General features: G+C 63.5%; 11 protein-coding genes. 7 read left to right on the top strand and 4 right to left on the bottom strand.

Annotated elements, in window-relative coordinates; translation table 11 throughout:
- The first annotated feature begins 113 nt into the window (after positions 1-113).
- Positions 114-494 (top strand): VOC family protein, encoded by a 381-nt coding sequence (locus AC3WVQ_RS16230; protein ID WP_060581256.1) that lies wholly within the window; start codon positions 114-116, stop codon positions 492-494.
- Positions 495-733: 239 nt separating this feature from the next.
- Here the strand turns inward: AC3WVQ_RS16230 and AC3WVQ_RS16225 are convergent, their stop codons facing one another.
- From AC3WVQ_RS16225 to AC3WVQ_RS16215, 3 genes are all read right to left on the bottom strand, one after another.
- Positions 734-1483, bottom strand: coding sequence for a TerC family protein (locus tag AC3WVQ_RS16225; RefSeq protein WP_034787044.1), 750 nt, complete (start codon positions 1481-1483; stop codon positions 734-736).
- Between the two features lie 169 nt (positions 1484-1652).
- A complete protein-coding gene (locus AC3WVQ_RS16220) occupies positions 1653-2492 on the bottom strand; it encodes an AraC family transcriptional regulator (RefSeq protein WP_034787039.1) in 840 nt (279 codons plus the stop codon).
- A 111-nt stretch (positions 2493-2603) separates the two neighbouring features.
- On the bottom strand, positions 2604-3275 hold the full coding sequence (locus AC3WVQ_RS16215) for a TetR/AcrR family transcriptional regulator (protein ID WP_226020723.1): 672 nt from the start codon (positions 3273-3275) through the stop codon (positions 2604-2606).
- Positions 3276-3466: 191 nt separating this feature from the next.
- On the opposite strand from AC3WVQ_RS16215, the gene AC3WVQ_RS16210 reads away from it, so the two are divergent.
- From AC3WVQ_RS16210 to xylB, 5 genes are all read left to right on the top strand, one after another.
- Positions 3467-4678 (top strand): HlyD family secretion protein, encoded by a 1212-nt coding sequence (locus AC3WVQ_RS16210; protein WP_034787034.1) that lies wholly within the window; start codon positions 3467-3469, stop codon positions 4676-4678.
- A gap of 148 nt (positions 4679-4826) precedes the next feature.
- Positions 4827-6416, top strand: coding sequence for a DHA2 family efflux MFS transporter permease subunit (locus AC3WVQ_RS16205; RefSeq protein ID WP_089044924.1), 1590 nt, complete (start codon positions 4827-4829; stop codon positions 6414-6416).
- Between the two features lie 89 nt (positions 6417-6505).
- A complete protein-coding gene (locus AC3WVQ_RS16200; protein ID WP_060530583.1) occupies positions 6506-7621 on the top strand; it encodes a metallophosphoesterase in 1116 nt (371 codons plus the stop codon).
- A 145-nt stretch (positions 7622-7766) separates the two neighbouring features.
- A complete protein-coding gene (locus tag AC3WVQ_RS16195; protein WP_090297996.1) occupies positions 7767-8804 on the top strand; it encodes a LacI family DNA-binding transcriptional regulator in 1038 nt (345 codons plus the stop codon).
- A gap of 50 nt (positions 8805-8854) precedes the next feature.
- Positions 8855-10309, top strand: coding sequence for a xylulokinase (xylB, locus tag AC3WVQ_RS16190; protein WP_110819340.1), 1455 nt, complete (start codon positions 8855-8857; stop codon positions 10307-10309).
- Between the two features lie 35 nt (positions 10310-10344).
- Here the strand turns inward: xylB and AC3WVQ_RS16185 are convergent, their stop codons facing one another.
- Positions 10345-10707, bottom strand: coding sequence for a nuclear transport factor 2 family protein (locus tag AC3WVQ_RS16185; RefSeq protein WP_090298098.1), 363 nt, complete (start codon positions 10705-10707; stop codon positions 10345-10347).
- A gap of 142 nt (positions 10708-10849) precedes the next feature.
- Between AC3WVQ_RS16185 and xylA the strand changes: the two genes are divergently transcribed.
- Positions 10850-12160, top strand: coding sequence for a xylose isomerase (gene xylA, locus AC3WVQ_RS16180; RefSeq protein WP_110819341.1), 1311 nt, complete (start codon positions 10850-10852; stop codon positions 12158-12160).
- Positions 12161-12249 lie beyond the last annotated feature (89 nt).

The following is a 12249-nucleotide window of genomic DNA, read 5'->3' as shown; positions in this document are numbered from 1 at the left end:
CGAACGTCTCGTTCGAACCCGCGACGTGGTTCCGATGCAATCGCATCGGTCCGCGGCGGGGTGTATGCAATCGACGCAGTCCGCCGCGTTTCTCGAACACGGAGACTGTAAACATGCGACTGAACCATATCGACCTCTATAGCCCTGTCGTTGCCGAAACGGCGTCCTTCCTCATCGATCATTTCGGCCTGACGCTGGTCGAAAAGCGCGGCAACGATGCCTTTTTCCGCCTGACGGACGGTTCCGGCCTGGTGCTCGTCGTCAGCCCGCCGATCACTGCGCTCGGCGGCGGCGACCAGGTCAGCCTCGGGACCCAGACCTACCACATAGGCTTTTTGCTGCCGGTGCGGGCCGACGTCGACGATGCCTATCAGCGGGTGCTTGGATCCGGCGCCCAGGTGATCCCGCCTGCCGATCGGCACGGCGCCTATGTTTTCTACGTAGTGATACCCGGCAACATTCTGGTCGAGGTCGGCCATCGCCCGGATGTTTGAGCGGCTGAAACCGGATCGGAACGTTTCCTGAGGAGATGCGTTGTCCAACCAGAAGGCGTGGGGACTGGCCCCGGCAAGCTTGGCGGAAAGAGGAAACGACCCCGTTTGTCTTGCCGCTGATGGCTCGCGGTTGACGGCCGGTCAGCCGGGCTCCGCGTCTTCCAGAACTCCCGCAAGCAGAAGGCCCGCATCTTGGATGCGGGCCTTTCTCATGACGGGATTGTTTTCGGCCCGGCGCGTCAGTCGAGCTTTCCGGCCTTCCTCAGGCGCGCATTGCGCGCGACCATGTTGAGGATTTCGACGAGCGCCGAGAAGGCCATGGCGGCGTAGATGTAACCCTTCGGCACATGCAGGCCCATGCCTTCGGCGATCAGTGTCGTGCCGATCATCAGCAGGAAGGCGAGCGCCAGCATGACGATCGTCGGGTTCTTCTCGATGAAGTTGGCGAGCGGGTTGGCGGCAACGAGCATGACCGTGACGGCGGCGATGACGGCGATGACCATGATCGGCAGGTGCGGTGTCATGCCGACGGCGGTGATGATGCTGTCGACGGAGAAGACGAGGTCGAGCAAAAGGATCTGGGCGATCGCGGCGCCGAAGCTGTTGATCGCCGAGGAGGCGATAAAGTCCTCGCCGTGATCGGCCGGATCGACATTGTGGTGGATTTCCTTGGTCGCCTTCCAGACGAGGAACAGGCCGCCGGCGATCAGGATCATGTCCTTCCAGGAGAAGCCGTGGCCGAAGGCCTCGAACACCGGCGTCGTCAGCTTGACGATCCAGGCAACCGTGCCGAGCAGCGCAAGGCGCATGACGAGGGCAAGGGCGATACCGATGCGCCGGGCCTTTTCGCGATGCTCGACAGGCAGCTTGTTGGTGAGGATCGAGATGAAGATCAGGTTGTCGATGCCGAGAACCACCTCCATGACGACCAGGGTGACGAGGGCGACCCAGGCGGCGGGGTCTTGAGCAAGCAACAGGATATCCTGCATCGGCGATCTTTCTCTTTCAGCACTTCAAAAGTTCCACAGCGCCGCGCGTCCGATGGACGCGCGGCGCTGTGGGGGATGGCGCGTCGACGCGCAAGAATCGCCGAAAGTATTTAAGAAACATTGCGGAAGAGACAAGCGCCGCTGCCCGATTGCAGCGGCGCTTTACCGTTTACGATTTGACAGGAATCCACATTTCGACCACGCCCATGCCCGAATGCGGGTCAAAGCGCGCATCATAGCGTTCGATGAGGTCGGGCGTTTCTCCATGCTGCAGTCCGGATTCGGGCAGCCATGTGCCGAAGACGTAGTCGGCGGTTTTGGCGATCGCGGAGATGTGCCCGCGATGCAGAAAGACGGCGTAGCGCTGCTTCGGCAGCCGTAGCGTCGAAAAGCCTTCCGCCAGGTCGTCGGCGTCGCTGATTTCGGCCGCCGCCATGTAGCGGAAGGTGCCAGCCTCGCCGTTGCTGTCGGTGCACACACCGTAGGCGATGTCGCCTCTCTGTCCGGGTATCGCGCCGAAATGGCGATTGAACCGTTGCCAGAGCGACGGGATGCCTTCGGTGCGGCCGTAGGTGTAGGTTTCCGAAAGGCCCGCCAGAAGCAATGGCGGGCTGTCTTCGAAGCGGGGCGGGTCGATCTTGAGAAGGCGGGTATCGTCCATTCTTAAAGGCTCCATCAGCTCGATGTTTCGAATGTGCCTTTGCTTGCGAACCGTTTCGGGTGTCACGCCGAACTGGTCGCGAAAGGCACGGGTGAAAGCCTCGTGCGAGCTGTAGCCCGCATCGAGTGCCACCGAGAGGATGCTGATGGAGCCATCGGCAAGCGCGCTGGCGGCATCGCTGAGACGCCGTCCGCGGATATAAGCGGTGATCGAGCGGCCGGTGACCAGCCCGAAAACGCGCGAAAGATGGAAGCGCGAAAGGCCCGCGGCCCCGGCGATTTCATCCAGCGATATCTCTTTTGCGAAATGGCTCTCGATGAACCAGACCGCCCGTCCGATGGCACTCATCTTCACTCCCCTGGCAACGCCCTTTTGATAGGGGCTCGGCTGAAGGCGCGCTTGATCGAAATTGCTCGATTGAAACGCAGGAGGGCTGAAGGAGGTTCGGCGTCAGTCCGCCTATTTCTTCTTCTTCGGACCGTAGGCGGACATGAAGACGCGGACGGCGGCGGTCACCGTCGCCTCGATCTGTTCTTTCGGCGGTGCCGAACACATGCCGCCGAAAAGCCGGTGCTTGAAGAGGCCGGCTTGGGCCATCTCGATAAACTGGCGGGCGGCCATTTCTGTGTTGTCGATGTCGAGCACGCCGGTCGGGACCTGGCGGTCGAGATAGGCCTTGAGCACAGTGTAGCCGTTCTCCGGTGCTTCGCTGAAGAAGCGCTCGGCCAGATGCGGCATGCGGTCGATCACCCCGATCACCATGCGCATGGAGCGGATCGTCTCTTCCGCCGTCATGCTCGTCGTCAGCGTCACGCCGAAATCGTAGAGTGATTCTTCGACGTCGTCGTGATCGTTGAGCGCGTGCTTGGCGGTCTGGACCACCCGGGTCTTGCCCTTTATGATCAGTGCCTTGAACAAGTCTTCCTTGTTCTCGAAATAGACGTAGAGCGTGCCCTTGGAGACGCCCGCCTCGCGGGTGATGTCGTTCATGCTGGCGGCATCGAAACCCTGGCTCAGGAACGCGCGTCGCGCGCCTTCGAGGATCTGTTCACGCTTGGCTGGATCCTCGCCGGCGGCGTGACGGCCGCCACCCGAACAGAGATCCTCATCCATGCCGGCTGCCGGCTGCATGACGTCCTGGGTTCCGTTCTTTGCCTCGCTCATGATGGTCGCTTGTTTCCGCCCTGCTCATATTAAATTTAAGTCATCGAACCACGCGGTTCGATTTCCTCTTGATATGCGACCAGAAAGGGCCTATGTCAAGTTCCAATCGAACCGAACGGTTCAGTTCGTTCAGCAATCCTTAACCAGGCCGGTGCCCAATGTCCGCATCCAACACGTCCAGCGCTGCCCGCGTCCGTCCCGTCGACGAGACTTTCGAAGTGCAGCAGGAAACCGCGCTTGAGGCGAAGGCGCCCGCTGCGGAGCAGGCGGTCGCGCCGGCTCCGGCAAAGGAAGCCGCCGCGCCGCAGAAGAAGGCGCGCAAGCCCATCCTTCCCGTACTCGGCCTGGCGCTTCTGGCTGCTGGTGCCTGGTATGGCTACGACTGGTGGACCAATGGCCGCTTCATGATCTCGACCGATGACGCCTATATCGAAGGCGACATCGCGACGATTTCGCCGAAGGTTTCCGGTTATGTCGCCAAGGTCGACGCCGTCGCCAACCAGAAGGTGAAGGCCGGCGACCCGCTGGTCACGCTCGATGACGGCGACTACCGCATCGCCGCCGAGCAGGCCGAGGCGAAGATTGCCACCCAGAAGCTTGCGCTCAGCCGCTTCGATGCGCAGATCGCCGGCGCCAAGGCGAGCCTTGCCCAGACCGAAGCGCAGAAGAAGGCTCTCGAAGCGACGGTGCGCGGCGCCGAGCTCGCGCAGAAGCGCGCGAGCGACCTCCAGTCCAAGGCCGTTGGCACCGTCGCTTCGCTCGATAACGCCGATGTGGCGCTCGACCAGGCACGGGCAAATCTTGCCGGGGCAGACGCCAACATCGCCGCTGCCAACGCCAGCATCACCGTTCTCGAAGCGCAGCGCACGGAAGCCGAAAGCGAGATCCGTTCGCTGGAGCTTGCGCGCGACAAGGCCAACCGCGACCTCGGCTTCACCGTGCTGAAGGCGCCCTATGACGGCATCGTCGGCAACGTCGCGGTGCAGGTCGGCGACCTCGTGTCGGCCGGCCAGCGGCTTGCCGCCCTGGTTCCGGTCGACCAGCTCTATATCGACGCCAACTTTAAGGAGACCCAGATCGCCCATCTGGTGCCGGGCTCCAAGGTGAAGGTGCATGTCGACGCCTATGAGGATCATGCGATCGAAGGCACGGTCGCCTCGATCTCGCCGGCCTCCGGTTCGGTCTTCTCGCTGCTGCCGGCGGAAAACGCCACCGGCAACTTCACCAAGGTGATCCAGCGCGTGCCGGTGCGCATCACCCTGCCGGCCGACGTGCTGGCTGAAGGTCACCTGCGCGCGGGCTTGAGCGTTGTCGTCGACGTCGACACGCGCACAGCGCCGGATCAGACCAAGGTTGCCGCGACCAAGTAAGCGGACGAAATGCCGGCGCGCCCTTGGGCGCGCCTTTTGTCGAGACCCCGGCGCTACGGAGCGCGGTGAAGTCCGGAACGCCGGCGCGGCGAAACGCGCATGTCCAGAACGCTGGCGCCCAAGCGCGCCCATGCAAGGAGTGGCTGAGATGGCCGCAACGGCAACAGCAGGCTCGGTGGCGGCCGCCGCACCGAAGGTCGAGGAACATATGGACCCGAAGAGGCTGATCGCCTTCTTCGCCATGGTCGTCGGCATGTTCATGGCCATCCTCGACATCCAGATCGTCTCGGCCTCGCTTGCCGAAATCCAGGCCGGCCTTTCGGCCGGTTCCGACGAGATCGGCTGGGTGCAGACCTCCTATCTCATTGCCGAAGTCATCATGATCCCGCTCTCGGGCACGCTGGCGCGCATCGTCTCGACGCGTGTGCTGTTCTCGGTTTCGGCGGCGGGCTTCACCGCGGCAAGCGCGCTTGCGGCGACCGCGACGAACATCGACCAGATGATCGTCTATCGCGCGATCCAGGGCTTCATCGGCGGCGGCATGATCCCGTCGGTCTTTGCGGCCGCCTTCACCATCTTCCCGCCGTCGAAGCGCAACATCGTCTCGCCGATCATCGGCCTGATCGCCACGCTTGCCCCGACCATCGGTCCGACGGTCGGCGGCTATCTCAGCCACGCCTTCTCCTGGCACTGGCTGTTCCTCGTCAACGTCATTCCCGGCATCATCGTTGCGACGCTCACCTGGACCTTCATCGACTTCGACAAGCCGGAGCTTGGCCTGTTCAAGAAGTTCGACTGGTGGGGTCTCGCCTCGATGGCGATCTTCCTCGGCGCGCTCGAATACGTGCTGGAAGAGGGTAACACCAACGACTGGTTCAACGACGAGCACATTGTCATCGGTGCCGTCGCTTCGGCGATTGCCGCCATCGTGTTCTTCTACCGCGCCTTCAAGGTGGAGTTCCCGGTCGTCGACCTCAGGGCCTTTGCCAACCGAAACTTCGCCTTCGGCTCGATGTTCTCCTTCGTCATGGGCATCGGCCTTTATGGTCTCACCTATCTCTATCCGCTCTATCTCGGCCGTATCCGCGGCTACGATTCGCTGATGATCGGCGAGACCATGTTCGTCTCGGGCCTTGCCATGTTCTTCACGGCGCCGGTCGCGGGTATTCTCTCGGGCAAGCTCGATCCGCGCGTGCTGATGACGATCGGCTTCACCAGCTTTGCCAGCGGCACCTGGATCATGGGGCACCTGACGGCCGACTGGGACTTCTACGAGCTGTTCATCCCGCAGATCCTGCGCGGCGTCGGGCTGATGCTGTGCATGGTGCCGATCAACAACATCGCGCTCGGCACCATGCCGCCGGCGCGCATGCGCGGCGCCTCGGGCCTGTTCAACCTGACCCGTAACCTCGGCGGCGCGGTGGGGCTTGCGGTTATCAACACGATCCTGACCCAGCGCCAGGACTTCCACTATGCCCGCCTTGCCGAGCATATCCAGTGGGGTAACCCCGAAGCCATGGAACGCTTCAACAACATGGCCGCCAACTTCAACGCCCATGGTCTCGACGGCACGACGATCGCGATCAAGCAGCTTGCGGGCATGGCGCAGAAGCAGGCGATCATCCTGTCCTTCGGCGACATTTTCATGCTGCTGACGGTGCTGTTCCTGTCGCTGATCCTTGGCGTCATGATGATCAAGAAGCCCGAGGGCGTCGGCCCTAGCGGCGGCGGTCACTAGCTCCCCCTCTTAAGCAGGACGCGACTCTCGATTTACGCGAGCCGCGCCTTGCGGCACACTTCTGTCCCAAGTGTGAGAGGGGGAGCGGCATGCGGCGATCGGGTTCTGACGGCATATCCAGGCGATCATTCGTTGCGGGCCTTGCCGGTCTCGGGGCAGCGCTTGCTGCCTCCCGAAGCCGCGCCGCAGTCCCGGCCATCGACGCGACATTCCTGTTTTCCAACGATATCCATGCCTGCCTCGTTTCAATCGAAGGGCTTGCTCCCAACTGCGCGGCCGAAGGCAAGACGGACGCAAATCTGCTGCGCCACGTCGCGGCGCTGAATGCCGTGCACGCCATGCGCTGGCCGGAGACGGTTGCCGGCAAGCCGAGCGGGCTTGCAAGCGCCGGGCGAGAGATCGGCAAGCCGCTCGGCCTGGTGCTCGGCGGCGATCTCACCGATGACGGCGGCGGCCAGGTGCGCCAGCCGCGCGAGGGGCGGCAGTTGCAGCAATTCTCAAGTCGCTACCAGGAAGGGGCGGGACCCGACCACGTCCACATGCCCGTCTATGTCGGCCTCGGCAACCACGACCTCGACCAGGATGGGCCCCCGCCGCATGTCGACTGGTATCGCCGCGAACTGCGCGACTATGTCGAGCTCAACCACCGCCAGTCGGTGTTCTACAAGCCTCCGGTGCCGGTCACCAACTACGATCCGCTGTCGGATTGCTACTCCTGGGACTGGGGCGGGCTGCATCTGGTGCAGTTGCAGCGCTTCGGCGGCGACGAGACCAAGGGTGCGGTCAATGCGCTGCCCTGGCTGAAACAGGATCTGGCGTCCTATGCCGCCGACGGCCGGCCGGTGATCCTCTTCCAGCACTATGGCTGGGACGCCTTTTCGACGGAGGTCTGGGATGCGAAGGCCAGGACTTTCGACGACGAAGGCGACGGCGCTCCGCATTGGTGGAGCATCCCTCAGCGCCAGGCGCTGCTCGACACCGTCAAAGGCAGCAACGTCATAGGCCTGTTCCACGGGCATCAGCACGAAACCGCAATGATCTACCGCCAGGGCGGGCTCGATCTCATCAAGCCGAAGGCCGCTTACATGGGCGGCTTTGGCGTCGTGCGCGTTACCGATGGCTTCATGGACGTGGCGCTGGCGGAGGCTGGACAGAGCCATGGCGAGGTTGTCTTTACCGATACCTTCAGCAAGCGCCTTTCCTAGGTCGAAAACTCTATCTGAATCAAATATTTAAGGTGTCTAATCCCCTGTCTCCGGACAGCCGCGCGGCGCTCCGTTTTCCACGTCTTGCGGATTTTTGATTTACGTACATCAGAAATTCCTCTAAAGGCAGAACCCGGAGGAAAACATGCGCCCGACAGTTCACGATATCGCTGCTAGAGCCGGGGTCAGCCTCGCGACCGTCGACCGGGTTCTGAACAACCGGCCGGGCGTGCGTGGTGTCACCCGCGACAAGGTCGAGCGCGCCATCGAAGCGCTCGGCTATGTGCGCGACGTCGCCGCCGCCAACCTCGCCAAGAGCCGGATCTACCCGCTGGTCTTCATCCTGCCGGAGGGCGACAACACCTTCATGCGCGGTCTTGCGGCCGAGGTGGAGGCGGCGAAGGCGCGCTCGGCAGTCGAGCGCACGGCGATCACGGTCTTGTCCGTGCCGGCCTTCGACCCGGAAGCGTTAGCTGCAGCGCTTCATAAAGCGCGGGCGCTTGACCCGGCCGGCGTCGCGGTCGTTGCGATCGATGCGCCCGAGGTCGTCAGTGCGGTAGATGCGCTGCGTGAAGACGGCGTCGCCGTCGTGACGTTGGTTTCCGACCTGCCGGGGTCGTCGCGCGATCATTTCGCCGGTGTCGACAACGTTGCCGCCGGCCGGACCGCCGGCACCCTGATGGGGCGTTTCCTCGGTGGCCGAAACGGCCCGGTGGCGATCGTAGCCGGCTCGATGCTGGTGCGCGACCATCGCGACCGTCTCGAAGGTTTTGGCGCGGCCATGGCAGAAAGTGCGCCTGGCCGCCGGCTGCTGCCCGTCGTCGAAGGCCATGACGATCCGGCCGAGGTCGATCGCCTCGTCTCCAACCTTCTCGCCGATCAACCGGAGCTTGCCGGCATCTACAGTCTCGGCGCCGGCAATCGCGGCCTGATCGCGGCACTGGAAAAGGCAGGTCGCGAAAAGGCTGTCTGCGCCATCGCCCATGAACTGACGCCGCACAGCCGCGCGGCACTTCTTTCCGGCACGCTCGACGCTCTCCTCAATCAGGACGGCGGCCATGAGGTGCGCAGCGCCATCCGGGTGCTGAAGGCCCGCGCCGACGGCCTTTCGGTGATCGGGGCGCAGGAGCGCATCCGCATCGAAATTTTCCTGAAGGACAACCTGCCGGTCGATCCGGCGTAGCGCTTTGAATTTACGCAGTTCTTTCGAAGGATTGCTCAATGGAGGCAAGCATGTATCTCGGACTGGATCTCGGGACTTCGGGCGTCAAGGCAATGTTGATCGATGGCGGCCAGCGCATCGTCGGTTCCGCCTCCGGCGCGCTCGACGTCTCGCGGCCGCATCCCGGCTGGTCGGAACAGGACCCGGCCGATTGGGTGCGCGCCACCGAAGAGGCAATTGCCGGGCTGAAGGCGGCACACCCGGCGGAGCTTTCGGCGGTGCGCGGTATCGGCCTTTCCGGCCAGATGCACGGTGCGACGCTGCTTGATGCCGACGACCGGGTGCTTCGGCCCTGCATCCTCTGGAACGACACCCGCAGCTTCCGAGAGGCGGCAGCGCTCGATGCGGACCCGCAGTTCCGCGCCATCACCGGCAACATCGTCTTCCCCGGCTTCACCGCACCGAAGCTTGCCTGGGTGCGGGCCAACGAGCCCGACATCTTCGCCAAGGTGCGCTGGGTGCTGCTGCCGAAGGATTATCTGCGCCTGTGGCTGACCGGCGAGCACATGTCGGAAATGTCCGACAGCGCCGGCACTGCCTGGCTCGATACCGGCAAGCGGCAGTGGTCGGAAAGCCTGCTTGCCGCCACCGACATGGACGAAAAGCAGATGCCGAGCCTGGTCGAGGGAACCGATGCGGCCGGGAAGCTGCGTTCGGAACTGGCCGCGCGCTGGGGCATTTCCGGTGACGTCGTGGTTGCCGGCGGTGCAGGCGACAATGCGGCTTCTGCCTGTGGCATGGGCACGGTCGGCGAGGGCAATGCCTTCGTCTCGCTCGGTACCTCGGGTGTTCTCTTCGCGGCGAATGCAAGCTACTTACCCAACCCGGAAAGCGCCGTGCATGCCTTCTGCCACGCGCTGCCGAATACCTGGCACCAGATGGGCGTGATCCTGTCTGCGACCGATGCGTTGAACTGGTACTCCGGCATCGCCGGCCGCAGTGCTGCCGACCTGAGCGCCGAACTCGGCGATCATCTGAAGGCGCCTTCGGGCGTCACGTTCCTTCCCTATCTGTCGGGCGAGCGCACGCCGCACAATGACGCGGCGATCCGTGGCGCCTTTGTCGGGCTTGGCCATGAGAGCGGCCGGGTGGTGCTGACCCAGGCGGTGATGGAGGGCGTGTCCTTCGCCATTCGCGACAGCCTGGAAGCCTTGCGCGCCGCCGGCACGACGCTTTCTCGGGTGACGGCGATCGGTGGTGGTTCGCGCTCGCGCTACTGGCTCAAATCGATCGCCACGGCGCTCAACCTGCCGGTCGACCTGCCCGCCGACGGCGATTTCGGCGCTGCCTTCGGGGCGGCCCGCCTCGGCCTCATCGCCGCGACCGGTGCCGATCCCGTTGTCAGCTGCTACGCCCCACAGACGGCCGAGAACATTGCGCCGGAGGCGTCGCTGGTTTCGGCCTATGAGGCGAGCTACCAGCGCTACCGTCGGCTCTATCCGGCGATCAAGGGCGCCGTGTCGTGATACGGCGCCCCCTGTCTCGATCCGCCGCCGCGTGCTCAGCGGGCCGGAACCTTGTCGAGGAAACCGGTGACCGTCTTCAGGCGACCATCTTCGATCTGGCAGACATCGGTGCCTTCGATGACAGAGGGAACGCCGTCCGGACCGAGTGCCCAGGAAAAGCGGATCGTGTCGGCGTAACCGTCGGCGGCACCCTTCAGCGTGAAGCGGAAGCCGGGAAACTGTCCGTGCACGCCGGCAATGAGCGCATCCACGCCGGCATGGCCGTCGCCCTGCATGATCGGGTCGCGATAGGCGACGTCGGCGGTGAAGGCCTTCTCGATCTGGCCGGCGCGGCTTGCGGCGTCGGTCGTGTTCCAGGCGGCGATGTAGGCTCTGGCGATGGCGTTGAAGTCGTGCATCGAAGTGTTCCTTTCGTTTGGCGTTTCGATGCTTCCGGTATCGCCGGACGAGGGAATGAAACCAATTACCTTCCACGTAATGGCCGCGCCTATCGCATGCGCGACGCCGGCCGACACCACTCTTGAAAGAGGAGCAAGACCCGTGAGCACTGGCTTTTTCGGCGATATCGCCAAGATAAAATATGAAGGACCGGATAGCGCCAACCCGCTCGCCTTCCGCCATTACAACAAGGACGAGGTCGTGCTCGGCAAGCGCATGGAAGATCACCTGCGCTTCGCGGTTGCCTACTGGCACACCTTCGTCTGGCCGGGCGGCGACCCCTTCGGCGGACAGACCTTCGAACGTCCCTGGTTCAAGGATGACATGGCTGCGGCCAAGCTGAAGGCCGACGTCGCCTTCGAATTCTTCGACCTGCTCGGCGTCCCGTTCTATTGCTTCCACGATGCCGACGTGCGCCCGGAAGGCAAAAGCTTCGTCGAGAACACGAAGAACCTCAACGAGATTGTCGACTACTTCGAAAAGAAGCAGGCCGAGACCGGCGTCAACCTGCTCTGGGGCACGGCGAACCTCTTCTCCAACCGGCGCTACATGTCGGGTGCGGCGACCAATCCGGATCCGGATGTCTTCGCGTTCGCAGCCGCGACGGTGAAAACCTGCCTTGACGCCACCAAGCGCCTCGGTGGCCAGAACTACGTGCTCTGGGGCGGTCGTGAAGGCTACGAGACGCTGCTCAACACCGACATGAAGCGCGAGCTCGACCAGCTCGGCCGTTTCGTCAACCTCGTCGTCGAATACAAGCACAAGATCGGCTTCAAGGGCGCGATCCTGATCGAGCCGAAGCCACAGGAACCGACCAAGCACCAGTACGACTACGACGTCGCGACGGTCTACGGCTTCCTGAAGAACTACGGCCTGGAAAACGAGGTGAAGGTCAATATCGAGCAGGGCCATGCGATCCTCGCCGGCCACTCCTTCGAGCACGAGCTGGCGCTTGCCAACGCGCTCGGCATCTTCGGCTCGATCGACATGAACCGCAACGACTACCAGTCCGGCTGGGATACCGACCAGTTCCCGAACAACGTGCCGGAAATGGCGCTCGCCTATTACCAGGTTCTTTCAGGTGGCGGCTTTGCGACCGGCGGCACGAACTTCGACGCCAAGCTGCGTCGCCAGTCGATCGATCCGGAGGACCTGCTGATCGGCCATATCGGCGGCATGGATTGTTGCGCGCGTGGCCTGAAGGCAGCGGCAAAAATGATCGAGGACAAGGCGCTCTCCGCACCGCTCGAAGGCCGCTATGCCGGCTGGCAGGTGCCGGAAGCCAAGAAGATGCTCGACGGCGGCTTCGCGCTGGAAGAGATCGAGGCCTGGGTGCTGAAGTCGGACCTCAACCCGCAGCCGAAGTCCGGCAAGCAGGAGCTGCTCGAAAACGTCGTCAACCGCTACGTCTGAGCGGAGATGGATATCGAAAGGGCGCCTCGAAAGCGCCCTTTCTCTTCGTCGACGCGCACGGGAGGCGATCGTTGATGTCGCGGATTTCT

The organism is Ensifer sp. EB106-05-01-XG146 (assembly GCF_058791875.1).
The sequence above is the reverse complement of the archived record's forward strand: the minus strand, read 5'-3'. Positions and strand labels throughout refer to the sequence as shown.

Excerpts from the sequence above, each read along its gene's own strand:
- AC3WVQ_RS16230 (WP_060581256.1), top strand. The coding sequence starts at position 114 with ATGCGACTGAACCATATCGACCTCTATAGCCCTGTCGTTGCCGAAACG.
- AC3WVQ_RS16225 (WP_034787044.1), bottom strand. The coding sequence starts at position 1,483 with ATGCAGGATATCCTGTTGCTTGCTCAAGACCCCGCCGCCTGGGTCGCC.
- AC3WVQ_RS16220 (WP_034787039.1), bottom strand. The coding sequence starts at position 2,492 with ATGAGTGCCATCGGACGGGCGGTCTGGTTCATCGAGAGCCATTTCGCA.
- AC3WVQ_RS16215 (WP_226020723.1), bottom strand. The coding sequence starts at position 3,275 with ATGCAGCCGGCAGCCGGCATGGATGAGGATCTCTGTTCGGGTGGCGGC.
- AC3WVQ_RS16210 (WP_034787034.1), top strand. The coding sequence starts at position 3,467 with ATGTCCGCATCCAACACGTCCAGCGCTGCCCGCGTCCGTCCCGTCGAC.
- AC3WVQ_RS16205 (WP_089044924.1), top strand. The coding sequence starts at position 4,827 with ATGGCCGCAACGGCAACAGCAGGCTCGGTGGCGGCCGCCGCACCGAAG.
- AC3WVQ_RS16200 (WP_060530583.1), top strand. The coding sequence starts at position 6,506 with ATGCGGCGATCGGGTTCTGACGGCATATCCAGGCGATCATTCGTTGCG.
- AC3WVQ_RS16195 (WP_090297996.1), top strand. The coding sequence starts at position 7,767 with ATGCGCCCGACAGTTCACGATATCGCTGCTAGAGCCGGGGTCAGCCTC.
- xylB (WP_110819340.1), top strand. The coding sequence starts at position 8,855 with ATGTATCTCGGACTGGATCTCGGGACTTCGGGCGTCAAGGCAATGTTG.
- AC3WVQ_RS16185 (WP_090298098.1), bottom strand. The coding sequence starts at position 10,707 with ATGCACGACTTCAACGCCATCGCCAGAGCCTACATCGCCGCCTGGAAC.